The organism is Ralstonia sp. 24A2 (assembly GCF_051783885.1).
Lineage (GTDB): Bacteria > Pseudomonadota > Gammaproteobacteria > Burkholderiales > Burkholderiaceae > Ralstonia.
This window is the reverse complement of sequence record NZ_JBPVZD010000003.1, coordinates 823,944-848,720: the sequence shown is the minus strand read 5'-3', so window position 1 is coordinate 848,720 and position 24,777 is coordinate 823,944. Positions and strand designations below refer to the sequence as shown.

General features: G+C 65.1%; 20 protein-coding genes and 2 pseudogenes. 16 read left to right on the top strand and 6 right to left on the bottom strand.

Going from position 1 to position 24,777, the window contains the following annotated elements:
* Positions 1–297: 297 nt before the first annotated feature.
* From ACS13N_RS21315 to ACS13N_RS21295, 5 genes are all read left to right on the top strand, one after another.
* Positions 298–1,134 carry a DNA-binding protein gene (locus tag ACS13N_RS21315; protein WP_438933595.1) on the top strand — a complete coding sequence of 279 codons (837 nt, stop codon included), beginning with the start codon at positions 298–300 and terminating at the stop codon, positions 1,132–1,134.
* A gap of 247 nt (positions 1,135–1,381) precedes the next feature.
* Entirely contained in the window at positions 1,382–2,329 is a 948-nt protein-coding gene (gene galU / locus ACS13N_RS21310) for a UTP--glucose-1-phosphate uridylyltransferase GalU (protein ID WP_438933594.1), read from the top strand.
* A gap of 288 nt (positions 2,330–2,617) precedes the next feature.
* Positions 2,618–3,958, top strand: coding sequence for an MFS transporter (locus tag ACS13N_RS21305; protein ID WP_438933593.1), 1,341 nt, complete (start codon positions 2,618–2,620; stop codon positions 3,956–3,958).
* A gap of 3 nt (positions 3,959–3,961) precedes the next feature.
* A complete protein-coding gene (locus ACS13N_RS21300; protein WP_438933592.1) occupies positions 3,962–5,881 on the top strand; it encodes a sensor histidine kinase in 1,920 nt (639 codons plus the stop codon).
* Entirely contained in the window at positions 5,874–7,235 is a 1,362-nt protein-coding gene (locus tag ACS13N_RS21295) for a sigma-54-dependent transcriptional regulator (protein WP_438933591.1), read from the top strand. The genes ACS13N_RS21300 and ACS13N_RS21295 overlap by 8 nt, the downstream gene beginning before the upstream one ends.
* A gap of 3 nt (positions 7,236–7,238) precedes the next feature.
* Here ACS13N_RS21295 and ACS13N_RS21290 read toward each other — a convergent pair whose 3' ends face one another.
* Positions 7,239–8,048 carry a YhfC family intramembrane metalloprotease gene (locus ACS13N_RS21290; RefSeq protein ID WP_438933590.1) on the bottom strand — a complete coding sequence of 270 codons (810 nt, stop codon included), beginning with the start codon at positions 8,046–8,048 and terminating at the stop codon, positions 7,239–7,241.
* A gap of 163 nt (positions 8,049–8,211) precedes the next feature.
* On the opposite strand from ACS13N_RS21290, the gene ACS13N_RS21285 reads away from it, so the two are divergent.
* From ACS13N_RS21285 to ACS13N_RS21255, 7 genes are all read left to right on the top strand, one after another.
* Positions 8,212–8,622 carry a surface-adhesin E family protein gene (locus ACS13N_RS21285; protein ID WP_438934464.1) on the top strand — a complete coding sequence of 137 codons (411 nt, stop codon included), beginning with the start codon at positions 8,212–8,214 and terminating at the stop codon, positions 8,620–8,622.
* A gap of 110 nt (positions 8,623–8,732) precedes the next feature.
* Positions 8,733–11,414 carry a diguanylate cyclase domain-containing protein gene (locus ACS13N_RS21280; protein ID WP_438933589.1) on the top strand — a complete coding sequence of 894 codons (2,682 nt, stop codon included), beginning with the start codon at positions 8,733–8,735 and terminating at the stop codon, positions 11,412–11,414.
* 461 nt (positions 11,415–11,875) lie between these two features.
* Positions 11,876–13,036 (top strand): ABC transporter substrate-binding protein, encoded by a 1,161-nt coding sequence (locus ACS13N_RS21275; RefSeq protein ID WP_438933588.1) that lies wholly within the window; start codon positions 11,876–11,878, stop codon positions 13,034–13,036.
* A gap of 108 nt (positions 13,037–13,144) precedes the next feature.
* Positions 13,145–14,026, top strand: coding sequence for a branched-chain amino acid ABC transporter permease (locus tag ACS13N_RS21270; RefSeq protein WP_438933587.1), 882 nt, complete (start codon positions 13,145–13,147; stop codon positions 14,024–14,026).
* 13 nt (positions 14,027–14,039) lie between these two features.
* Positions 14,040–14,936, top strand: coding sequence for a branched-chain amino acid ABC transporter permease (locus tag ACS13N_RS21265; RefSeq protein WP_438933586.1), 897 nt, complete (start codon positions 14,040–14,042; stop codon positions 14,934–14,936).
* A 7-nt stretch (positions 14,937–14,943) separates the two neighbouring features.
* Positions 14,944–15,723 carry an ABC transporter ATP-binding protein gene (locus ACS13N_RS21260; protein WP_438933585.1) on the top strand — a complete coding sequence of 260 codons (780 nt, stop codon included), beginning with the start codon at positions 14,944–14,946 and terminating at the stop codon, positions 15,721–15,723.
* Positions 15,720–16,445, top strand: coding sequence for an ABC transporter ATP-binding protein (locus ACS13N_RS21255; RefSeq protein WP_438933584.1), 726 nt, complete (start codon positions 15,720–15,722; stop codon positions 16,443–16,445). The genes ACS13N_RS21260 and ACS13N_RS21255 overlap by 4 nt, the downstream gene beginning before the upstream one ends.
* A gap of 104 nt (positions 16,446–16,549) precedes the next feature.
* Here ACS13N_RS21255 and ACS13N_RS21250 read toward each other — a convergent pair whose 3' ends face one another.
* Positions 16,550–17,422, bottom strand: a complete 873-nt coding sequence (locus ACS13N_RS21250; protein ID WP_438934463.1) for a LysR family transcriptional regulator — start codon at positions 17,420–17,422, stop codon at positions 16,550–16,552.
* 198 nt (positions 17,423–17,620) lie between these two features.
* Between ACS13N_RS21250 and ACS13N_RS21245 the strand changes: the two genes are divergently transcribed.
* The 3 genes from ACS13N_RS21245 (at position 17,621) to ACS13N_RS21235 (ending at position 20,524) form a co-directional block, all read left to right on the top strand.
* Positions 17,621–18,619, top strand: coding sequence for a zinc-binding dehydrogenase (locus ACS13N_RS21245; protein WP_438933583.1), 999 nt, complete (start codon positions 17,621–17,623; stop codon positions 18,617–18,619).
* A gap of 95 nt (positions 18,620–18,714) precedes the next feature.
* Positions 18,715–19,032 (top strand): YciI family protein, encoded by a 318-nt coding sequence (locus ACS13N_RS21240; RefSeq protein WP_438933582.1) that lies wholly within the window; start codon positions 18,715–18,717, stop codon positions 19,030–19,032.
* 52 nt (positions 19,033–19,084) lie between these two features.
* Positions 19,085–20,524: a ClcB-like voltage-gated chloride channel protein gene (locus tag ACS13N_RS21235; RefSeq protein WP_438933581.1), complete on the top strand. Its 1,440-nt coding sequence runs from the start codon at positions 19,085–19,087 to the stop codon at positions 20,522–20,524.
* A gap of 6 nt (positions 20,525–20,530) precedes the next feature.
* On the opposite strand, the pseudogene ACS13N_RS21230 reads toward ACS13N_RS21235, so the two are convergent.
* A pseudogene (locus ACS13N_RS21230) lies at positions 20,531–21,158 on the bottom strand (MFS transporter); the annotation flags it as partial.
* Between ACS13N_RS21230 and ACS13N_RS21225 the strand changes: the two are divergent.
* Positions 21,150–21,284: pseudogene (locus tag ACS13N_RS21225) on the top strand (PKHD-type hydroxylase); the annotation flags it as partial. The pseudogenes ACS13N_RS21230 and ACS13N_RS21225 overlap by 9 nt on opposite strands.
* 56 nt (positions 21,285–21,340) lie before the next feature.
* On the opposite strand, the gene ACS13N_RS21220 reads toward ACS13N_RS21225, so the two are convergent.
* From ACS13N_RS21220 to ACS13N_RS21210, 3 genes are all read right to left on the bottom strand, one after another.
* Positions 21,341–21,487, bottom strand: coding sequence for a hypothetical protein (locus ACS13N_RS21220; protein ID WP_438933580.1), 147 nt, complete (start codon positions 21,485–21,487; stop codon positions 21,341–21,343).
* A gap of 108 nt (positions 21,488–21,595) precedes the next feature.
* Positions 21,596–24,124, bottom strand: coding sequence for a PEP/pyruvate-binding domain-containing protein (locus ACS13N_RS21215; RefSeq protein ID WP_438933579.1), 2,529 nt, complete (start codon positions 24,122–24,124; stop codon positions 21,596–21,598).
* Positions 24,124–24,753, bottom strand: a complete 630-nt coding sequence (locus tag ACS13N_RS21210; protein WP_438933578.1) for a TetR/AcrR family transcriptional regulator — start codon at positions 24,751–24,753, stop codon at positions 24,124–24,126. Before ACS13N_RS21210 ends, ACS13N_RS21215 begins: the two co-directional genes overlap by 1 nt.
* Positions 24,754–24,777 lie beyond the last annotated feature (24 nt).

Below are 24,777 nucleotides of genomic sequence, written 5' to 3'. Positions count from 1 at the left end.
AGCGCCCCTTGGGGCGCTTTTTTTTTGCCCAATTCGCCAGGCTTCGGAGCTTACGAAGGGCAGAGCGTACCTATTTCTGCGTACGAAAACGCCGTCCACGCAGATGGCCAATCAAGGCCCTCTGTTTCCGCTGAAAGCGCTTCCTGACACGTGTTAGGAGGTGCCCATCGCTCATGTCCTGCGCGAAAACATCTCTGCAACTATATCAAACCTCTATAAAAATAATGATCTATGATATTGAGATATTGATGTTTTTAACCCTTTGTGTACACTATAGAGACATCAAAAACCTCCAACATGGCTAGACCTGGTCTGCATTTCTCTACCGAACAGCAGCAGCGAATCGTTGAAGCGGTTCAGCGGCTGGACGTCGCTTTTCCGCACGACAATGCGGTCTTCCTTGATGAGCTGATTGAGGCGGTCCATGTTGTGACGCGCCGCGTTTATGGCGCGCGCCGATATGCGGAGTGGTTGGCACAAGCCGGTGTGCAACGCCGGCCCAGCAATACGACGCTGCAGAAGGCGGTGGACCGAGCGCGCGGGCGGGGCGATGTGTCTGGCGGTCCCGCGGCGGATGCGGTGGAGCCTTGGCCGATCCCATGGGCGCTCGCAGAAACGGGTACGCTTTTGGCTCCAACCGGTCATCCGGCCCGCGAGGAGCGTGACCGGGTGGCATCACGTGCCATCGGCGCGCCGGGAGCGGGTGCCGAATGGATGGAGGCACGCATCCGTGCCGAAGTGGCAGAAAGGGCGTTGGAGCACGAAGCCGCACGCAACCGGCAACTGCAGGCGGCGATGGCCGATCTGGAGCGCCGCCTTGGGGAGGCGCTGGCCACGGCGCCCATCACTCCGCCCAAGCTGACGGATACAACGCTTGAGCGCTTGGAGCAGACTTTCGAGACCGTCACGCGCTTGGAAGGCGCCGCCAGTGCGCTGGCCGGCACCGAGCGTTTCCTGCGACTGCAGAACGATGCCGTGCGCCAGCAGACGCAGAGCGAGGCTGACCAACTGCGCCAGCGTATCCGCACGCTGGAAGCCGAGGTCACGCAACTGCGTACCCAGATCGACGCCTACCGTCGTACGCCCGAGCGCGCCGCGCCAGTCTCGCGTGGTTGGGTCAAGCCGTCTTCCTGACGCGCCGTTGGCGTGTACTGACTGGTCCACGATGCCTCGGGCGAGCGTCAAATCGTACGCAGAATTGGGTACGCTTTTCGACTTTCGGCGCTGAAAGTTGGCTGGGCGGACTTGCAATCGGTTGTAGGAAAGACCTGCCGGTGGGCAGTGCGAACACTGCCGCGCAGCGTCCATCCCGCACCATCAAAGGGTTGAGTCGCAGGCATATGACTTGCTCATGACGCTACGTCTCATCGATGGAGTTGTCATGAACGAGAAGATCACCAAGGCCGTGTTTCCCGTGGCGGGGCTCGGTACGCGTTTCCTGCCCGCCACCAAGGCCAGCCCGAAAGAGATGTTGCCGATCGTCGATAAGCCGCTGATCCAGTACGCGGTGGAAGAGGCAGCAGCTGCGGGCATTACGGAGATGATCTTCATCACCGGCCGCGCCAAGCGAGCGATTGAAGACCACTTTGACAAGGCGTATGAGCTGGAATCGGAGTTGGCGGCCAAGAACAAGCACGCGCTGCTGGAAATGGTGCAGTCGATTAAGCCGCCTGGCGTGGAGTGCTTCTACGTGCGCCAGCCCGAAACGCTGGGCTTGGGTCACGCAGTGTTGTGTGCGCAGAAATTGGTACGCGACGAACCCTTCGCCGTGATCCTGGCGGACGATCTGCTGGATCACCAGCCACCCGTCATGCAGCAGATGACGGAGCTTTACGATCACTACCGCTGCTCGATCGTCGGTGTCGAGACGATTGCGTCAGATGCTACGCGTTCGTACGGCGTGGTGGCCGGTCGCGAATGGGATGATCGTCTGATCAAGCTTGACGGCATTGTCGAGAAACCCGCGCCAAAGGATGCGCCGTCCAACCTGGGCGTGGTCGGCCGCTACATCCTGACGCCGCGCATCTTCGATCATCTACGCAACCTGAAGCCCGGTGCCGGCGGCGAGCTGCAGTTGACCGACGCCATCCAGAGTCTGCTGGCGGAAGAGCAGATCCTGGCCTATCGCTATCGTGGTCAGCGCTTCGATTGCGGCAGCAAATTTGGCTACTTGCAGGCCACGGTGGAATTCGCGCTGCGTCATCCAGAAGTGCGCGCTGACTTCGAGGCGTACCTCGCCAAGCGCATGGGTCTGCTACCCAAACAAGAGAGGGTGGACGAAGTGGACCCGCTGGTTCACGACACCATTCCGTTGGGCGTGGCTGCCTGACGTTTCTTGACGCTTGTCTCCTGGTCGACCGTGCGGGTTTTCGCACAGAACGCACGGCCGATTCTGGAAAACCGCACACTTCTTCAGCGTCTCCCTGATCAGGCGATCTCCCGCAAAGCTTTGTACCACCGGCATTTGCGGAGGGCTGCCGCGTTCGCGTTCTGCATGGAATGCTTCTTGAGTTAGAGCGACCACCCATAAACCGGCGGGCCGCTCGCATGTCGCGCACCTCGACAGGTGCCGACGTGTCACGGGCAAAGGCCGCCGCCAACGCTCCAAGGAGACACCATGACGCAGCCCCAGGCTGGCGCGGTCACGGGCGAATTCACGCCCACCCAAGCCCCCGCCAAAGACACCCCCGCAGACGTGCGTCGCCGTCTGCGTTCCATTTTCTCCGGCTCCGTCGGCAACCTGGTCGAGTGGTACGACTGGTACGTGTACTCGGCGTTTGCGCTGTACTTTGCCAAGTCGTTCTTCCCCAAGGGTGACCAGACAGCGCAGTTGCTGAACACGGCAGCGGTGTTTGCCGTCGGCTTCCTGGCACGCCCGGTGGGCGGCTGGCTGATGGGTATCTATGCCGACCGCTACGGCCGCAAGCGCGCGCTGTTCTTCTCGGTGGTGCTGATGTGCATGGGCTCGCTCATCATTGCGCTGACGCCGAGCTACGCGACCATCGGCGTTGCGGCACCGGTGCTGCTGGTGCTGGCGCGCCTGTTGCAGGGCCTGTCGGTCGGTGGGGAATACGGTACGTCCGCCACCTACCTGAGCGAGGTCGCCAACAAGGAAAACCGTGGCTTCTTCTCCAGCTTCCAATACGTTACGCTCATCGCCGGGCAACTGGTGGCGCTGGCGTTGCTGATTGTGCTACAGCAGTTCGTACTGACGCACGAGCAGCTGGAGGCATGGGGCTGGCGCATTCCGTTCTTCATCGGTGCGCTGTGTGCGCTGATTGCGATGCGCATGCGCTCGCACATGGAAGAGACGCAGTCCTTTACCGCCGCGAAGGAGAACAAGAAGCGCGGCACGCTGGCTGAACTCGCCAAGCATCCGCGTGCGGTGGCTACTGTCGTGGGCCTGACACTGGGCGGTACGGTCGCGTTCTACACGTACTCGATCTACATGCAGAAGTTCCTGGCCAATACGGTGGGCCTGTCGAAGGACCAGGCGACGCTGGTGTCCGGCGCAACGCTGCTGCTGTTTGCGATTCTGCAGCCGATCGTGGGCGGCTTGTCCGACCGCATTGGCCGTCGTCCGATCCTGATTGCGTTCGGCGTGCTGGGTACGCTGTTCACCGTGCCCATCATGACGGGCATCAGCCAGACGACCAACGTGTGGACGGCCTTCTTTCTGATCATGGCCGCGCTGGTAATCGTCTCGGGCTACACGTCGATCAACGCCGTGGTGAAGGCCGAGTTGTTCCCGGCAGAAGTGCGTGCGCTGGGCGTCGGCCTGCCGTATGCGCTCACGGTGTCGATCTTTGGCGGCACAGCTGAATACATTGCGCTGTGGCTCAAGCAGGCCGGCCATGAGTCGCTGTTCTACTGGTATGTGACGGGCTCGATCTTCTTGTCACTGTTGGTGTACGTGTTCATGCGCGATACTCGCGAGCATTCCCGTATCGAACACTGATTCATGCCTCCATCCGACGGCCACGCCGACCTTGCCCACCCCGCACGCGGACGTGGCTGGCGGCTGGCCGTTGCGCTGGCCATGGCGGCTTGCTGCGCGGCAGCAGGGTGGGGCGCTTACGCAGTTGCCCTGCAGCGCTACGTTGCCACGCGTGCTGAAGAGGCCGGCCAGCGCACCACCTTCTACGCGCAGAACCTGCGCAGCACGCTGGCGCGCTACGAATCATTGCCACGGCTGGCGGCGCTGGAACACGTGCTGCACGTTGCACTGCTGGAAGGCCCGCAGGCGGGGGACGCCACCATGCGTCGCGCCGCCAATGCCTATCTGAAAGAAGTGCAGGCCGCCACCGATCTGGCTGCCGCTCACCTGATCAATACGACCGGCCTCACGATCGCGGCCAGCAACTGGGATCTGCCGACCTCGTTCGTCGGTCAGAACTACGCCTTTCGCCCGTACTTTGCCGAAGCCATGCGCGAGGGTCTGGGCCGCTTCTACGGTGTAGGCAACACCACGGGCGAGACCGGCTATTTCGTGGCCGCGCCCGTGCGCGAAGGCAACAAGCCGATCGGCGTGGTCGTTGTGAAGGTCAACTTGGATGCCTTCGAGGCGTCGCTCTCGCGCAGCGGCGATACGGTGCTGTTGGTCGACGGCCATGGCGTGATCTTTCTGTCTTCCGTGCCTGAGTGGAAGTACCGCACGCTCGGCACGCTGAGCCCCGAACAGCAAACCGCGCTCGATGCGACGCGCCAATACGCGCCGCATACCCTCACGCCACTCGACACACAAGCCGGGGGCGTACCCTTTTCTGCGGACCGGCCGCCCCAGACCGTACGCGTGGCGCTGCCCGGAAAATCGGTGTCGACACTTCGTGTGCAGTACCGCCCGGTAGGCTTGCTCGGCTGGCAAGTCGCCGTGCTGATCGACCCGCGCGATGAGCAGCGCACCGCGCTGGTGGCCGGTGCCAGCGCGGCGTTTGCCATGGCGTTGATCTTTGCCGTGTTCGTCGCGCTGCGCCTGCGTACGCGCCGGCGTGAAGAACAGCGCCGTGCCCGCGCCGCATTGCGTGAAGTCCAGCGCGATCTGGAAGCGCGCATTGCGCAGCGCACCGCGGAACTCACCTCCGCCAACACCGCACTCGCTGGCAAGGTCGAGGCGCTCGACGCGGCGCAGCGCATCCTGCGCGAAACGCGCGACGCCGCCGTGCAGGCCGGCAAACTCGCGGTGCTGGGCCAGATGGCCGCCGGCATCACGCACGAACTCAATCAACCGCTCACCGCGCTGACCACGTTGTCCGACAACGCCAACCAGCTCGCCGAGCGCGGCCGCATCGACGAGGTGCGCGGCAACCTCACGCATATCAGCCAGCTTGCCGAGCGCATGGGCCGCATCGTCTCGCATATCAAGGCGTTCTCGCGCAAAGGTGATGCGGCACGTGCGGCGGTGTCGGTGGACGAGGCGATCCGCCAGGCGTTGATGCTGGTGGAGACACGTCGCCGCCAAGCCGGCGTCACGGTGATGGCGGAACCGGTGTCCGCCGACCTTGCCGTCTGGGCCAACGCCGTGCGGCTGGAGCAAGTGCTCGTCAACCTGATCCGCAACGCCATTGATGCGACTGCCGAGGCGCCGGAACGCGAATCCGCCACCGTGCATGTGAGCGTTGAACCCATCGAGAAATGGGTACGCATCACCGTGCGCGACTTCGGCCTGGGCATTCCGGCCGATGTGCTGCCGCGGCTGTTCGAGCCATTCTTCACCACCAAGGACGACGGTCAGGGTCTCGGGCTTGGCTTGGCAATCTCGCTGGCGATCATCGAAGATTTTGGTGGCCGGCTCGAAGGTCATAATGTTGACAATGAGGTCGGCGACGATGCAGGCGGCGCAGAATTCATCATCGAGCTGGAACGTGTTGGAACCCATGTCTGAACCTACTTCTTCTGACGCGTCTTCCCCCATCGATCACGCACCTGTCTTCCTGATCGAAGATGACGACGTGGTGCGCCTGGGCTGCGAGCAAGCGCTCACGCTGGCGGATGTGCCGGTGCAGTCCTTTGCCGATGCGGAAAGTGCGCTGGCCGCGCTCGCCACACAAACGCCCGCCGTGGTCGTGACCGACGTGCGCCTGCCCGGCCGCGACGGCCTGGCCGTACTGCGCGAGATGCTGCAGCACGACCGCCAGTTGCCCGTCATCCTCATCACCGGCCATGGCGACGTGACGATGGCCGTGGCTGCCATGCGCGCCGGTGCGTACGACTTCATGGAGAAGCCGTTCCACTCAGAGCGCCTGGTCGACGTGGTACGGCGTGCGCTGGAAAAGCGCAGGCTCACTTCCGAGAATCTGCGCCTGCGCGAGGCGTTGCAGGGCCGGCAGGCGTACCCGCTTATCGGCCAAAGCGCGGCCATGCAGAACGTGCGCCGGCTCGTTACCGCATTGGCGCCGACGGATGCCGACATCCTCGTCACCGGCGAGACCGGCTCGGGTAAGGAAGTGCTCGCACGCGCCATCCACGAGGGCAGCCGGCGGCGCGGGCCATTCGTGGCACTCAATTGCGCCGCGCTGCCCGAATCCGTGTTCGAGAGCGAGATGTTCGGCCACGAGTCCGGTGCGTTTACCGGTGCCAACCGCCGCCGCATCGGCAAGATGGAATACGCCAATGGCGGCACGCTGTTTCTCGACGAAATCGAATCGATGCCGCTGGCCTTGCAGGCCAAGCTGCTGCGCGCGCTGCAAGAGCGCAGCATCGAACGGCTGGGCAGCAACGCGAGCGTGCCGGTCGATTGCCGCGTGGTGGCGGCGGCCAAGGTGGACTTGAAGGAGGCGTCTGACCGCAACGTGTTTCGCGCGGACTTGTACTACCGCCTGAACGTCGTGTCGATTGCGCTGCCGCCCCTGCGCCAGCGCGCGGAAGACATCCCGCTGTTGATGGCTCACTTTCTGCAGCAGGCCGGCGTGCGCTACGACCGCACTGCGCCGGACTGGTCTGCGCAGGACATGATGCGCTGGCAGCACCACGACTGGCCCGGCAACGTACGCGAGCTGAAGAACGTGGCTGAACGCTTCTGCCTTGGCCTGGACGATGGTCTGGTCGCAACGGAGGCGAGCCAGCACTCACTGGCGGGCCGCATGATGGCGGTGGAGCGCACCACCATTGAAGAAGCGCTGCGCGCCACCGAGGGCAATGTCGCCCGCGCGGCCGATCTGCTGGCCGTGCCGCGCAAAACGCTATACGACAAGCTCAACCGGCACGGTATTGAGCCGGATCGCTTTCGAACCAACTGATTCCTACCGCAGCGACGATTCGCCCACTTTCTTGCCGCCCTGCGGCGGCCAGCACGTTGCTGCCAACAGCACGGCCACAACGGCGTAGACAGCCTCCGTCACCGCCAGCGGCAGCACGTGCACTTGGTACAGCGCGGCGGGCAGGTCGGCCAGCGCGTGCAGCAGGATCGCCAGCACAACAATCGCAAAGCGCCGCTGCCGCACTGCGTACCACACCACCAGCGTCAGGGTGAACTGGATCAGCATCGCTGCGATGCGTTCTACCGCGGCACCCGCAGCCAACCACGGCGAGAGCTGCGTGAGCATCGCGTGGATCGCGCCGGCCATGGCTTCGGCGCCGCCGGCCGCCAGGCGCGTATCCAGATCGCCCCGGTTGGCGGCAATGCCAAACATCACCATTTGCGCTTGCGATGCCGTGCCGATCAGCCAGGCTTCAACGCCTGCGTGGCCGAGTGCGTAGGCGACGGGGGTGCCCGCATCGCCGGGCTTGCGGGTGAGAAAGCGCAGGCCGAGCCAGCGGCCGACCTCTTCAAACAGCCCCGCCATCAGCGCGCCATAGATGACGAACAGCACGGGCGTGCGCAGCCATTGCGCCGTCACCGGATTGAACTGCAGCAGATAGACATGCAGCAGGCGCTCCAGCACCAGCGCAAACACGACAAATACCGCCGCACCCACGAAGATGTCGCGCCACGCCAGATCAAAACGCCGGCGCAGCCAGAGCCACGCGCCAATCGGCACACACGCGATCAGCACGGCGGCAAAGGCATGGGCAGCGAGGGCCAGAAACGGAACAGGCGGAACGGTTGGCATGTCGGATGGCGCAGATCAGGTTGCCCGCATGCTACCTGAGGGCCGTGGCCGTGCCCTCGTGCGTCTTCATCGGTCCCTCATGGCGCGATTGTTACAATGTACGCAGGCGGCAGCAGGTGCCGCGCTTCTTGGCAGGGCAGGGCTGACGGTCGTGAAACGCATGATGTGGCGGTGGATCTGGGTGTGTGGCGTGGGCATCGGTGCCATCGGCATGGCGGCGCCCGCTCGGGCGGCACGCTGGCACGAATATCTGACGACGACGTCGGTGGCGGCCTCGATTGACCGCAATTCCCTGCGCTCGAACCAAATCGGCCACAAGACCTTTCTTGCCCGTACCGTGCTCAAGCGCGGTGAACGCCGTGCCCGCGGCACACGCTATCGGCCAGGCACGATGATCCTCTCGCGCCAGGAGATCGACTGCCGTCGCCAGCGCATCCGTCTGGTCGACTACGTGGTACGCGATCCCGGTGGCGCCACGCTCGACACGGGCACAGCTGCCGGCGCGCACTGGATGCGCATCCGGCCGGGTACGCTGGCAGCGCGTTCGGCCGCCTATGTCTGCGCACGTCGCTAGACCGTTGCACGCGCGCGCCGCTGGCGCGCTGGCGACTCGACAGCGGCCCGCGGGCATAGCACTATGGTGAGCGCTTCCTATCACTGCTGGCCGGCTATCGTTCCTGTTCGATGAAACTCACTCTGAAGTCGCAGGCGGCCATCATGGCGACCGTCATCAGCGTGACGGCGGTGAGCTTGTTCGGCTGGTCGCAGCGCGAGCCGATCCGCCGCGAGGTGATGGCGCAGATCAAGGCGCAGCAGACCGCGCTGGTGCGTGAATCCGCCGACGATCTCAAGCAGCGGCTCGACACCTACCTGGGCGTGCTGGAACGCACCGCCCAGCAGATGCATACGGTGCGGTTCGATACGCCGGCGCAGCGTACCCATTTCTTCGAGAGCATCCTGCCCACCAGCGGCCTCTTCGACGGTGTGTTCCTAGCCTCGGCTGACGGCAAGGTGACCGCGACCTCGCCGTACCGTGAAGGCGTGATCGGCCTCGACATTACCGATCGGGATTACTTCAAGCAGGTCACGGTGGTCGACCAGCCGACCATCTCCGCGCCGCTGCGCAACCGCGTGGGCGGCGAGCCCATCATCATTCTGGCGGCGCCCGTGCATGACCAGGATGGCCGCCTTGTCGGGCTGATCGGCGCGTCGCTGTACCTGCTCAAGCCGAACTTCCTGGGTGACCTGCGCGACATGCGCGTCGGCCAGACCGGCCACGTGTACCTGATCGAGCGCGGGGAGCACCCCGCCTACATCGTGCACCCCGATGCGGACAAGACGCTCGCGCCGCTTGATGCCGATCCGGCCATTGCGGCGGCGTTCCGCAGTGATCCGTCTGTGTTGCCTGGGGTTGGCGGCGACGTCGTCACCACGCAGGACATCATCGCCACCGGCTGGACGCTGGGCGCCGTGTTGCCCGGTGCCGAGGCCAATCGGCAACTCTTCATCATGCGCCAGCACTTTCGCTGGTCACTCGTGTTGCTGGCGGCGTTGATCGGCATGTCGGTATGGGCGGCGATGCTGTGGCTGCTGCGCCCGCTGGGCCGCCTGCATGCCGCCATGACGCAGCTCTCCAGCACCGACTTGCGCGATGCGCAGCCGCTCGCGTTGCCCAGTGCCTCGGTGGAAATTGAAGCGGTGTCCACCGCGTTCCACAAGCTGATGGGGGAGGTGGTCCGCCAGCGCGCCGAGCTGGAAGCCGTGAACGACGCATCGCCGATGGGTCTGTTCCGTACCGATGCTGCCGGCCGCACGGTCTACGGCAACGAGGCGTACCGCCAACTGCTGGGTGCGACGCATGAAGAGGCGCTGGCCGACGTGTGGTTAGCCCGCCTGCACCCGCACGACCGGGAGGCCAGGCTGGCTGGCTGGCACGATGCCGTCGCGCACGGCATCGGTTACAGCGCCGAGCAGCGCGTGATCGTGCCGGGCGTTGGCGAGCGCCTGCTGGTGGTCAACACCGCGCCCGTACGTGTGGACGGTAAGGTGGTCGGCCATGTTGGTGCGATGGAAGACATCACCGTGCGCGCGCGCGCCGAGCAGGCCTCGCGCGTGCTGGCCAAGATTCTCGATTCCACCACCGACTTCGTCGCGCAGACCGACTTGCTCGGCAACGTCACCTATATCAATCCGGCCGGCCGGCGTTTTGCCGGTATCCCGCTGGAGGCTGACGTGCGCACCCTGACCGTCGGCGATTTTTATCCGCCGGAGACGATGGACTGGCTGCGCGAGGTGGCTGTACCCGCCGCAGCGCGCGACGGCGTGTGGATTGGCGAGACCACCGTGCGCGGCGTGGCCGGCGAGGTCGTGCCGGTCAACCATATGATCATCGCGCACCGCAATCCTGGCGGCAGGATGGAGCACTTCTCGTCCATCATGCGCGACATCACGCAGGACAAGGCTGCCAAGGAAGAGCTGCAACGCAGTCGCGAAACGCTGCAGACGGTGACGGATGCGCTGCCCGCGCTGGTGTCCTTTGTCGATACGGATGAGCGCTATCGCTTCCTGAACGCCGCCTACGAGAAAGCCTATGGACGGCCCGCCGCCGCCATGCTCGGGCAGACCGTACGCGACGTGGTGGGCGAGGATGGCTACCGCATCCTGCGTGACGCCCTGCGGCGTGCGCTGGCCGGCGAGACCGTCGTCTTCGAACGCGAGTACCGCGGCCGCGACCTGTACCGCTGCGAAGAGATCAGCTACCTGCCGCAGTTCGATGCGCAGGGGCACGTGGCTGGCGTGCACGCAGTCACTCTCGACATCACCGAGCGCAAGAAGCAGGAGCTGCGTTTGCGCGCGCTCACCACCACCGACCACCTGACTGGCCTGCTCAACCGCGCCGGCTTTGACGAGCGCCTGCTCGCCGCGCTGGACCAGGCGCGTGTGACCGATACCGTGGGCGCGTTGCTGCTGCTCGATCTCGACGGCTTCAAGGCTGTCAACGACACGCACGGTCACTCCGTGGGCGATGCGCTCCTGCGCGCCTTCGCACAGCGCCTGGCGCGCGCCGTGCGGCCATATGATGGTGTGGCGCGCTTTGGTGGCGATGAGTTTGCCGTCGTGCTGGAGCAGCTCTCGCAGCCGGAAGACGCCAAGATGGTTGCGCGCACTGTCCTCGCTGCTTGCAACAAGCCGTTTCGCCTGGGCGAGGTCACCGTGCAGATCGGCACCAGCATCGGCCTGGCCGGCTTCGACAGCCGGACGCTTGCGCAGAGCGTGGTCTTTGAGGCCGCCGATGAGGCGCTGTACGAAGCCAAATCGCGCGGCAAGGGCCTGTTCGTGAGTGCCGACGAGCTTTCTGCCGGCTGATTTCGCGGTGCCGCACTGCGGTGCGCACTTTACGCAGAAATGGGTACGCTCGATGGCGATTTGGTGCTGTTGCGCAGGCAATATTGCGCCGCAACATCCGCCCCCCAGGCCGGGCGGCGGACAATCCCCTATCGCACGGTCGTGCGCTTTCCGGTAAAGTCCCGCGACTGACTGCGCGCGCCGGCCACCCCGGCGCGTCGCACAAGCGCGCTGTACCCATGGCGCCTTCGCTTCACACTCCGACGCACTCCCGATGCGCGCATGCCCGATCCGGCATCGCTCGCACGGGCAAGTCTTCCGCCGTTTCGCCAACGTTGTCTTGTGGCGCGAAACCGAGGCAGGCACGCGGCCGGACGCGATGCAGGGCGCATGCGGGGGGAGCGACGGTGTTGGGCCAGCGCACTCTTCAAGACCAAAATCGCATTCGGCAACAAGCGACGGACAAAAAGGAGCAGGTTCGCATGCAAAAGACGATCAAACGGCTGCTGGTGACGGCGGCAGCTGCGGGGGCGGCAATCGCAACGGGCACGTCGTTCGCGGCCCAGGACATCAAGATCGGCGTGGCCGAAGCGCTGTCGGGCGGTGCAGCCCAGTACGGCGTGGCCATCCGCAACGGTTTCCAACTGGCGGCTGACGAGATCAATGCCGCCGGTGGCGTCAATGGCAGCAAGATCGCGCTGGTGATCGAAGACGAGCAGGGCAAGAAGGAAGAAGCCATCAACGTCTTCAAGAAGCTGATCTTCCAGGACAAGGTGGCGATGGTGTTCGGCCCCACGCTGTCCAACTCGGCCCAGGCGGCTGACCCGATCGCCCAGGCTGCCAAGACGGTGGCGTTTGGTACCTCCAACACGGCAGACGGCATCACCAGCATCGGCGACTACGTCTTCCGCAACTCTGTGACCGAAGCCGACGTGCTGCCGGCCACCATCCAGACCGTGGTGAAGAAGGCCGGCGTGAAGAAGGTAGCTGTGCTGTACGGCAACGACGACGTCTTCACCAAGAGCGGCTACGACAACTTCAAGAAGGCGCTCGAAGACCTGAAGATTCCGGTGACGACCACCGAAACCTTCGCCAAGGGCGACGTGGACTTCAAGGCGCAGCTCACCAAGATCAAGGCGACGAATCCGGATGCGATCGTGCTGTCGGCACTGATTGCCGAGGGCGGTCCGATCATGGTGCAGGCGCGCCAGCTCGGCCTGAACGTGCCGATCATCGGCGGCAACGGCATGAACTCGGTCAAGATCTTCGACCTGGCCAAGGACAAGTCTGACAACCTGTGGGTGGGCAGCCCGTGGTCGATCGAGAACCACACGGCCGAGAACAGCAAGTTCATCACCGCCTACACGTCCAAGTACAAGGCTGCGCCGGACCAGTTTGCAGCGCAGGCGTATGACGCGATGTACATCGCGGCTGCAGCACTGAAGACGGTCAAGTTCAGCGGCAACCTGGAAGGCGATCGCAAGGCTATCCGCGATGCGCTGCCGGCGGTCAAGCACACGGGTGCAACCGGTGCGTTTGCGTTCCGCCAGGTGACGGCACGCGGCAAGCCGGCCGGCTATGACGCTGTGCAGACGCCGATCGTGAGCGTGACCAAGTCGGGCAAGTACACGATCGAGAAGTAATCGTCGGTTCTCGTAGAGACCGAAACGCGGGGCGTAGCTAAACCTACGCCCCATCGCTTTTTTGTGGCCGCTTTGGTGACATTCGGCCGCACTTCACTCTGATTCATCATGCTGGAACAGCAACTCGTCAATGCGCTGTCGCTCGGCTGCGTGTATGCGTTGTTCGCCCTGGGATTCACGCTGGTTTTCGGCATCCTGGGCGTGATCAACCTGTCGCACGGCGCGGTCTTCATGCTGGGTGCCTATGCGGCGCTGCAAGTGGTTCTCCATTTCGAACTGCCGTTGTGGGCAGCACTGGCTGTCGGCTTTGTCGTCAGCGGCGTGGCCGGGCTCATCATCGATGTGCTGTTGCTGCGCCCCCTGCGCCGCCGCAACGCGCCTCACCTGATCCCGATGATCGGCACCATCGGTGCGGGCATCGCCATCAACAACGCCATGCAGGGCGCGTTCGGCGCGGAGAACATGCGCTTCCCGGCCGGGCTCGTGTCGGATGCCTCGCTGGACCTAGGCGGTATTCACCTCACGCCGCTGGAGCTGGGCATCATCGTGCTGTCGTTCGTGCTGATGGCGGCGCTCATGCTGCTGCTCAAGCGCACGCAGCTCGGCCGCGCGCTGCGCGCGATTGCCGAGTCGCCCAAGGCGGCGGCGCTGCTGGGCATCAACGTGGAAGGGCTGTTCCTGCTGACCTCGTTTGCCGCGGCGGCGCTCGGTGGGTTGTCCGGCGTGCTGATCGGCCTCTACTCCAACGCCGTGTTCCCGCTGATGGGCCAGCCGATGCTGCACAAGGGCATCGCGGTCATCATTCTGGGCGGCCTGGGCGATATTCGCGGCGCGATGCTGGGCGGGCTGTTCCTTGGTTTTGCCGAGGTGCTGTCGGTGGCCTACATCGGCTCGACCATGCGCGATGCGGTGGCGTTCGGTCTGCTGTTCCTGATCCTGCTGGTGCGGCCGCAAGGGCTGTTCGGCAAGGTGCTGGAACGCAAGGCATAAGGAGACCGACGACATGGAATGGTTCGACAATTTCTGGTCGGTCTACAGCAACCTGGTGCTCACGCTGGGCATCAATGCGTTGCTGGCGCTGTCCATCTATCTCACGCTGTCGTGCGGCTTGCTGGCGATGGCGAATGCGGCGTTCATGGGCATCGGCGCATACACGGCATCGTTGCTGACGATGAATGCCGAGATGCCGTTTTCGGTGGCGCTGCTGGGCGGCATGGTGGCGCCGGCCGTAGTGGCCGTGGTCATCGGGCGGCCGACGCTGCGCCTGTCCGGCGTGTACCTCGCCATGGCGACGCTGGGCTTTGGCGAAGTGGTGCGCGTGCTGATCCTGAACACCGAAGACTGGACCGGCGGCGCGCTGGGCTTGAACGGTATTCCGCAACTCACGCAGTGGTGGCACGTGGCGCTGGCCGTGTTGCTTACGCTGTTCGTGCTGGCACGCATGCGCCGCTCGAAGGTGGGCCGCGCGTTCGAGGCCATCAAGGAAGATGAGACGGCCGCTGGCCTGATGGGCATCAACGTGGCGGGCACCAAGCTGCTGGCGTTCACGCTGGGTGCCGCCATCGCGGGGTTGGCGGGCGCGCTCAACGCGCACCTGACCTTCTTCATCGGCCCGAACGAATTCGGCTTCGACCGCGGCGTGGAAATCCTCACGATGACGATTCTGGGCGGCACCAATGGCCTGACCGGCCCGGTGCTCGGCAGCCTGATCCTCTCGCTGCTGCCGGAACTGCTGCGCGCGTTCAAGGATTTCCGCCTGGTCGTCAACGGCGTGATCCTGATGGTGATCGTGCTGTTCCTGCCCAAGGGCATCTGGGACCCGGCGCGTTTCGCGCGCTGGTTCGGCATCAAGCGCGGCGGCACCATGCCGGGCGCGGCTGCCTCCAATGAATCGCGCTGAGGCCGCCATGCTGAAACTCGCATCGATTTCCAAAAGCTTTGGCGGCTTGTCGGTTTTGCAGGACGTCAATATCGAAGTGCCGCAGGGTTCGATCTTCGGTTTGATCGGCCCGAACGGCGCGGGCAAGACGACGGTGTTCAACCTGATCACCGGGCTGCTCGCGCCCACCGGTGGTTCGCTCACGTTCAACGGGGAAAACCTCGTCGGCAAGAAGCCGCACCAGATTACGCAGATGGGCATCGCCCGCACGTTCCAGAACATCCGCATCTTCAAGGAGATGACGCTGCTGGAGAACGTCGTGGTCGGCATGCACCGGCACCTGGACTACGGTGCACCGGGCCTGCTGCTGTCGCTGCCCAAGTACCGCGCCGCCGAGCGCCGCGCGCGCGACCGTGCGCTGGAGCTGCTCTCGTGGGTCAAGCTCGACCACAAGGCGCACGACATTGCCGACAACCTCTCGTACGGCGACCAGCGCAAGCTCGAACTCGCGCGCGCGCTGGCCACCGAGCCCAAGCTGTTGCTGCTCGACGAGCCCGTCGCCGGCATGAACACCGGCGAGAAGGTTGACCTGATGGCCGAGATCGAGAACATCAAGGCGCGCGGCTACACGATCTTCATGATCGAGCACGACATGCGTTTTGTGATGGGCCTGTGCGAACGCATTGCTGTGCTGAACTTCGGCCGCATCATCGCCGAAGGGCCGCCCGACGCGATCCGCAACAACCCGCAAGTCATCGAGGCTTATCTGGGCCGCGATGATGACGAAGCTGAAGAGGCCACGGCATGACCACGCTGCTGGAAGTCAAAGGGCTGGACGTGTCGTACGGGCACATCGCGGCCGTCAAGGGCATCGACTTTGCGCTCAAGACCGGCGAGATCACCTCGCTGGTGGGCGCCAATGGCGCGGGCAAGTCAACCACGCTGCTGGCACTGTCGGGGCTGATCCCGAAGTCGCAGGGCGAGGTACGCGGCCAGATCCTGTTCGAGGGCGAAGACGTCTCGCAGTGGTCGCCCCACAAGCGCGTACAGCGCGGCCTCGTGCAGGTGGCAGAGGGCCGCGCCACGCTCACCACCATGACGGTGCGCGAGAACCTAGAGCTGGGCGCCTATACGCGCAAGGACAGGGGCCAGATCGGCTCCGACCTGGAGCGTGTGTTCCACTTGTTTCCGCGCCTGAAAGAGCGCATCGACGGCCTGGCCGGCAATCTGTCGGGCGGCGAGCAGCAGATGCTCGCCATCGGCCGCGCGCTAATGGCCCGGCCGCGCGTGCTGCTGCTCGATGAGCCGTCGATGGGGCTGGCGCCGATCATCGTGCAGGAGATCTTCCGCATCCTGCGCATGATCAACGCCGAAGGGCTAACGATCTTCCTGGTCGAACAGAACGTGCGGCAGGCGCTGAAGATCGCGCAGCACGGCTATGTGCTGGAGACGGGCCAGATCGTGCTGGCTGACAGCGGCAAAAACCTGCTGGGCAATCCACGCGTGCTCGAAGCCTACCTGGGCGGCTGAGCGCGTTGCACGCAACCGGCGCCACCTCCTGGCGCCGGTTTTTTCCCAAAGCGTACCCATTTCTGCGTACGCCCCAGAAAAAGCGTACCCGTTTCTGCGTACGTTCAATGCCCCGCCAAAACGTGCCGTTGTGCGTCGAATAACGCGATCAGCGCATCGGCCACGGCCCGCACGCGCGGGGAGCGCCGCACGTCTGGATGGATCGCCAGCCAGATTTCCCGGTGTAGTGCGGGGTCATCGACTGGCAGTCGGCGCAAAAGCGTACCCATTTCTGCGGGCGCGCCCAGGAAGTGCGGAAGCGCTGCCACACCCAGTCCGGCCAGCGCTGCCTGGTGGATTGCCGCCAGATCGCTACAGCGCAGAACCACGCGGCGCTCGCCCGCGTACGCGTCCAGCCAACGCTGCTGTGGCACGTGGCGCAGGCGCTCGTCGTAGCCGATGAACTCCCATTCCGCTTCGGGTTGCGCGAGGACTTCCGGCGTTGCGTATAGGCCGTAGCCGAGATCGCCCAGCGGCCGTGTGGCCAGCGTGGACGCGGTTGGGCGAGACAGCCGGATGGCGAGATCAGCCTCGTGCGCCATCAGGTTGGCGTTGCGCGTCTCGCCCAGGAGGACCAGGCTGATGCCTGGCCACTGGCGGTGCAGCGCGGCCAGGTGCGGTGCGATGAAGTGGCTCGCGATGGTGGGCGGCGCTGAGATGCGTACCGTCCCGCGCAGGCTGCCTGCACCGGCCGCTGCGCGGGCGAAGCCGGCGGCCTCTTGCTCCATGCGCTCAGCGCGCTCAGCCAGTGCGGTGCCTTCGGTGGTCAGGCGCCAGCCGCGCGGCAGGCGGTCGAACAACCGCACGCCCAGCGATTGCTCCAGTGCATCGGCACGTCGCGCCACCGTGGTGTGCTCCACCGCCAACCGCCGCGCTGCGGCCGACAGGCTGCCCTCGCGTGCCAGCACAAGGAAGTAGCGCACGTCATCCCACTGCAAGGAAGAGGAAGGTTCGGCCACCACGGCACTTGCCAGTACACGCTTGGGCCGATCTGGGCTTTTTTGCACAGAAGATGGTCAGTTTTTATGAATTCCCGGGCGATTCTGAACGGAATACGCTTGTTTCACAACGTGACGGCAGCAATACCCACGGTCACAAAACTGAAAAGCGTACCCATTTCTGCGAGGACATTTGCCATGCACGCCAAGGTGATCCAACTCCGTGAACCCGCATCAGCACTGGGTTTACAGCCAGCCAGCCTGATGTTGCCGCCACCTGCCCCCAATGCGCTCACGGTGCGCCATACCGCCATCGGTGTGAACTTTGTCGACGTGTATCACCGTGCCGGGCTGTACCCGGTGCCGGCGTTTCCGGCGGTGCTCGGTGTGGAAGGCGTCGGGGTGGTGGAAGCACTGGGTACGGACGTGCGCGGTTTTGTGGTCGGCCAGCGTGTGGCCTGGGCAGGGCTGATGGACGGCGCGCCTGGCGGGTATGCAAGCCATCGCAACATCCCTGCCGATCGGGCGATTGCCTTGCCGGATGCCCTGGATGACGAGACCGTTGCGGCCACGCTGCTGCGTGGGATCACCGCACACATGCTGCTGACACGGGTACGCCAGGTACAGGCGGGTGACACGGTGCTCGTGCATGCGGCAGCCGGCGGTCTGGGTCTGCTGCTGGTGCAGTGGGCCAAGCGCCAGGGCGCGCGCGTGATTGGATCGGTCGGCAGCGAGGCCAAGGCGGCTACCGCGCTCGGCCACGGCGCAGACCACGTTGTTCTGTACCGCCAGCAAGACGTGCGTGAAGCCGTGCTGCAGCTCACCGGTGGGAAAGGCGTGGACTACGTCATCGATGGCGTTGGCGGAGCGATGCTGCAGGCGTCCATCGCGGTGACGCGGCCGTTCGGCATGGTGGCGAGCATCGGTCAGGCAAGCGATGTCGGCAATGCGCAAACGAACGTCATCGACCTGTCGGCGTTGGGCCCGTCACGTTCCATTGCGCTGGCGCGGCCCGGCGTGTTCCGCTACATGGCCGATCTGTCGTGCTACCGCGCCGGCGCACAGGCGGCGCTGCAACGCATGCTCGAAGGTGTGCGTGTGCCTGTGGGCGGCACCTACGCGCTGGAAGAAGCGGCGACCGCGCATGCGGCCTTGGAGGCCGGCCAAACCTCGGGCGCGTTGCTGTTGCGGCCGTGAGCGTACCCATTTCTGCGAGGCGTTTGCAGCGTCGCGGTGCCTCGCATCACGTGGTTTCACCCCACTTCACACATCGTTTGGAAGGAGCCGTCCCCATGCTGTACCTGATTCTTTTCACCTATCGCGCACCGCTGTCCGAGATGGACCGCGTGCTGCCGGCTCATCGCCAGCACCTCGATTCGCACTACGCGAGCGGGCACTTCTTGATGTCCGGGCCGTTCTTCCCGCGAGAGGGCGGCGGCATTCTGGCGCGCGCCGCCTCGCGCGAGGAGATCGATGCCATCGTGGCACGTGATCCGTTCGTGCTGGAGAGCCTCGTCGATGTGCACGTCATCACATGGGGCCCGAACCGGCGCGTGGCGGGCTTGCCCGAAGCGTGGTTTGTTGACGGGGCCGTGAGCGCATCGACGTAAGCCCCGCGCAGCGCGCCCGCTATCATGACGGTCTGCCGTTCACGGGGCTGTCATGACCCAACCACCGGATACACCGACACCACCGCCCACCCCGTCCCCGCGCCCTGCGTGGTGGCAGCGCGTGGCTGCGCGGTTGCCGTTCGGCAGTGAGCATCTGGTGTTTGTCTATGCAGCCGTGATCGGCTGCGCGGGCGCGTTGTCGACGATCCTGTTTCGCGAATGCCTGCGTCAACTGCAGTGGTGGCTCTCCGGCACCGACCAGGGGCTGGTGGCCACGGCGCGCGCGCTGCCGTGGTGGGCACGCCTCTTGGTCCCGGCCATCGGCGGTGTGCTGGCCGGGCTCACGCTGCAGGTCGGGTTGAAGTGGATTCCGCGCAAGGGCTCGGAAGACTATATGGAAGCCATCGCCGTGGGCGACGGTGTGCTGAGTGCGCGGCAGAGCTTGGTACGCAGTGCGTCGTCGCTGTGCTCAGTGGCCAGCGGCGCATCCATCGGGCGGGAAGGGCCGATGGTGCAACTGGCAGCGATGTGCGGCTCGTTGCTGGGCCGCGTGCTGCGGCATGTGACGCCGGTGTCGGTTGAGCAACTGCGCCTGCTGGTTGCCTGTGGCGCAGCGGCGGGTATCACCTCCGCTTACAACGCGCCCATCTCGGGCGCCGTGTTCGTGAGCGAGATCGTCTTTGGCGTCATCACCACGGCCACGCTTGGGCCGCTGTTGGTGTCGGCCGTGACTGCGGACATCGTGCTGCGCCAGTTCTTCGGGTACGGGGCAGTCTACGAGATGCCGCACTTCGATTTTGTGTCCGGCTGGGAAGTCCTGACGTACCTCGGGCTTGGCCTGGCGGCGGGCATGGCGGGGCCGCTGCTGCTCGGGTTGATTGACCGCGCACGCGATGCCTTTGCCCGTACCAAGCTGCCGTTGACGTTGCGGTTGGCGCTGGGTGGTTTGATCGTGGGCGGGTTGTCGACGCAGCTGCCGGAGGTCTGGGGCAACGGCTATAGCGTGGTGAACAGCTTTCTGCATCAGCCGTGGCTGTGGCAGACCGTGGCACTGGTGCTGATCTGCAAGGTGGTGGCCACGGCGGCCAGCGCGGGTTCGGGCGCGGTAGGCGGGGTGTTTACGCCCACGCTGTTCTGCGGAGCGGCGCTGGGGCTCCTGTACGGCACCGGCATGCACGCGTTGTTGCCGGGTGCGGCGCCGGTTCCCATCAGCTATGCGGTGGTCGGTATGGGCGCGCTGCTGGCAGCCACCACGCACGCGCCGCTCATGTCGATCCTGATGATCTTCGAGATGACGCTGTCCTATCAGGTGGTGCTGCCGCTCATGCTGGCGTGCATCACCGGCTATGTGACCGCGCATGCGGCGGGCGCGCCGTCGGTGTATTCGCGGGCGCTGGCGCAGAACAAAGAGGAGGCGCGTGAAGGTGCGGACAGCGCACAAATCCCCGCATCGTCGGCGCTCTCCTCGTCTGCGGGCGGTACGCAGAAATAGGTACGCTCAGCTCGTTACGCCGGGTGCCCGTGAGTTTGCGCCTGCATTGTTGGAGGCCATGCGGCGCTTGCAGCCATACGCTCGCATCATCACGAAGCTGAGCAGGAAGCCAATCCCGCCGACCAACAGCAACCCAGTCTCTCCAAGCGCCGGCAGCAGGTTGGTCAGGAAGCCCGTGACAACCCACGCCACCGCCATGACGGAGCCCGCGACGCCAAGCGCCCAGCCTTGGCGGTCTTCGGTCACGGCATCGGAGAAGGCGGTGTACATCGTGGTGTAGGCCACCATGTCAAAGCAGCCGACCAGCGCTGCCAGCGCCCAGAGCACGCCTTCGTACGGGCAGCACGCTCGACAGGATCTGGGCGATGCCGGCCACCAGCAGGCCGGTCTTGGCGATATCGATGACGCTCCACACCCGCAGCATCAGGCGCACGACGCACAGCAGCCCAAACACGAAGCACACGCCGATCGCCCCGCTGAACAGCCCCAACTGCGCGCTGCCGTAGTGAAAGCGGGTCTGGAGCAGCATCATGATCGTTTGCAGATAGAGCCCGTAGCCGATCTGCATCAGAAAGAAGACCACCGACAGATAGGCCACCGCCTTGTGTCGAACCGCTTCGTGCATGACGCGCAGCGCGTCATGCTGTTCGACCTGGACAACGCGATCCAGACGCTCAACCAGACCGACGCGGATGCCACCGCGCGCCGCACCCTGATCGGCGTGTATCACAACCTGATGCGGCAGTGGACTGAGACCTGATTCGGGATGTATGCGTCACACAATGAGAATGGTGCGACGCAAAAAAGCAAGCGGGCTTAGCGGCCCGAGCGGCGATACAGCTCGGCCATCATGCCGCAGCTTTCCACGTGCAGCGCGATGGCGCGCTTGGCTTCACGACGCAGGACTTGCCAGAAGCGGGCGAAGCGGGAGACGGGGGCGGCGTTGAGAGCGGCGGCTTCCATGACGATTCCTTTCTGAGCGATAACCTAGGGATTACCCTATGTTAGTCGTAATATTGCGTCGCAGCAATTCTTGCCTGTTTGTGTCGCCTCACCGCCACATTGATGTGATCACGCCGACACTCTGCTGATCGTGCCAGCGTTGCCGTCCACGCGGATCGTCTCGCCATCCTTCAACCGTGCGCGGATGCCCGGCACGTTCACCACGGCTGGAATACCGAATTCACGCGCCACGATGGCCCCGTGCGACAGGTAGCCGCCGGTTTCCATCACCAGTGCGCTGGCTTTCAGGAAGAGTGGCGTCCAGGCCGGGTCGGTGCTCGGGGCGACCAGCACGTCACCGGTTTGCAGCGCGGTGCCGACGGCGGCGTTGTCCACCAGCCGGGCTTGGCCCTGTGCCGTGCCCGCGCCGACAGCGGTGCCAGTCCAGTGATCACCGGTGGATGCGCTCGGTGCGATGGCTGTGGCAGGGGTTTCACCGTGTTCGGTGATGATGTCTGGCTCCTGCTCGGCCGCCCAATGCGCCAACTGTTGCTGGCGCTCGCGCGCACGCTGTGCAGCAAAGCGCAGCGGCAGCGTGCCGCTGCCCGCACGCACGCATTCGTCCAGTGTCAGGTTGAAGATGTCTTCCGGCGTATCAAGCCCTTCCGGGCCACCCAGCTTGCCCGCCAGTTTCAGCAGGCCAATACGCAGCGCTTCCAGATAGGCCACCAGCGCACTACGTGCGGCTTCACGCTGGTTGCTGTCGCGCACGGCGCTCTTGAGCATCGCCCGCACGACTGGCCGCAGCCAGAACGGCAGGCGTTGCCAAGCCTGCGCAGACGCCGCCTGCTGCCGTTGCCGCACCGCCTGCGCATCGCTGCCGATCAGGCCGACGACGAGGTCGAGCAGATAGTCGGGCTGCTCGCGCCAGCGCGGATGGCGGAAGTAGCTCTCTTCAATCGCGCGGTGGCCGTTGCGCTCCAGAAACGCCCTGAACTGCTGGCGGAACCGGCTATGCGCGGGTAGTTGCTGCGCCCATTGTGTGCCGATGCGTGTGGCGCTCCGTAGCCAGGTCAATGCCTCTGCATCGGTTGCGGCCGTCTGCGCTAGCGCCATCAGGTCATAGCTTTGCTGCGCGGTGACACTGGGTTCGGCGCCGGCCATGAGCGCGGCGGCAAGTGCGTGGCCCTCACCGGGGCGCTGTTTCTCGATGACGTCGACCAGCCCCGAGACCGAGCCGCCCGCTGATCCTTGCAAGAAGAACAGGCTATCCGCACGGCGCACCGTGGCGAAGCGCTCGCGCAGGCAGGTTGCCAGTTTGGCCGGGTCTTCGGGCCACGTAGCTTCGCGCCATTGCGCGGCTTGCTTGCGCGCGCGGTTGAGGTCGCTCTGTGCATGGCGGCGCGTGGCGCCGGCACTCAGTAGATAGCGCACCAGGCGTCCACCGCGTGCCAGGCGCTGTGACCATCTGATCGGCGGCACCGCAATCTCCGGCTGCGTGCCGCCCAGCATGCGGTTGATGGCATCCGGTGCGATGCCGAATGCATCGAACGCCTCCCACTGCATCAGCGAGACATCGAGGTACACGCGGCCCCGGAACAGCGCGGCGCGGTCCAGCCCCGGCACCAGCGGATAGTCGACCAGTGCGTACGTGAGCGTCAGCATGCGGTTGGCCGCGTGGCCGTAGAGCGTCCAGTCGATGGGCGACAGCGGCCCGGGAAACATCTCGCGTGTGTTGCCGCGCGTCCAGAAATTCGGCTGCGTTTGGAGTGCAGCGTAGGTGTAGCGGCCACGCGTGGTGATGGGGCGCGCCTGCACGATCCAGAAGCGCTGGCCGTCCCAGACCCATTCGATGTCATAGCGCGGCTGCGCAAAATCGAGCGCGCGTGCAGTGTCGCGCGCCAGTGCTGCCAGCGCGATGAGCTGCGCATCGTCCAGTACGGCGCGGCGTGCGTCGTCCGCAGCGGTATCGGCGAGTGCCGTGCCGCCTTCGGCCAACGCGCGCGTCATGCGGGTTTTCTTGCCGATCTGGCGTTCGAGCATATGCAGCGTGTCGTCTTGCGGCGAGACCTCCAGTCGGTACGTGTCGCCATCGGCCTGTCCGCCTACCAGCGCTTCGCCCAGGCCCCAGTGCGCGTTGATGACGATCTGGTCATCCCGCCCGCCCAGCGGATCGCACGTGAAGGCGATGCCCGCAGCCACAGCCGGCAGCATGGGCATGATGACCACGGCCATCGCCAGATCGACGGTGTCGATGTCGAAGCGCGCGCGGTAGGCCACGGCCTGTGGGGCGTATGCCGAATCCCACACGGCCTGCACTGCTTCAGCCAGCGCCAGTGCGCCGATCACATTGAGGCGCGTCTCATGGATGCCCGCGAACGAGCGTTGCGCAGAATCCTCCTGTGGCGCCGAGGAGCGCACCGCCAACGGCATGTTCTGCCAGCCACGCGCGGCCAGCGCATGCGAGATTGCGGCCAGCACGGCGTCCGGCACAGCCTCGCCCTGCGCGCGCCCGCGACTGGCTTCAGCCGTCAGCACCAAGCCGTCCGGCACGGGCACGCCCAGCATGGCCAGCCGGCCGAGTTGCCAGCCCTTGCCGCCCACCACCGCTGCACCCGCCGCCGCGGCGGCCTGCCAATCGAGCACCGGGGTGTCCATCACGCCTCCTTGCGGCCGATGCCGTTTAGAAACAGGTCGATGGCGGCCGAGAACCCCGCGTGCAGGTCCATCTCCGGGCGTGCAAGCCAGCGCATCAGCGTGCCCAGATAGAGGTATTCGAACAGCCCGGCCAGGTGTTCCGCGTCGAGCCGCGTGTCGAGTTCACCCGAGCGCTGGCCCGCGTCGATGAGCGCCATGAATACCGCCTCGAACCCGCTGCGCCTGTCGGTATCGCGGGCGCGTGCGGCCAGGTCTGCGCTGGCGAAGCGGTAGCGGAAGTAGGGCGCCAGGTACGGCCGGCGCACGTTGCACCAGTCGGCCGAGGCGGACAGCAGCACCGACAGGCGCGCAGCAAAACCCGTTTGTGCTTCGATGAGCGGTCGCAGTTGCGCGCCGCCTGCCGCCAGTTCGGCATGAAACTGATGCGCCAGCAGCGCCTCTTTGACCGGAAAGTGGTTGTACAGCGTGCCCTTGGACACATCGGCCTGCTCGGCAATCTGCTCCATCGTCACCGCTTCGTAACCGTGTTGCTCGAACAGGGCGAAGGCGGTGGCGGCCAGGTGATCGAGCGTCTGGTTGCGCTTGCGTTCACGGCGGCCGGCTTCGATGGGGATCGGGGTGGTCGACATGGTGGTTCGCTAATTTTTGACGAT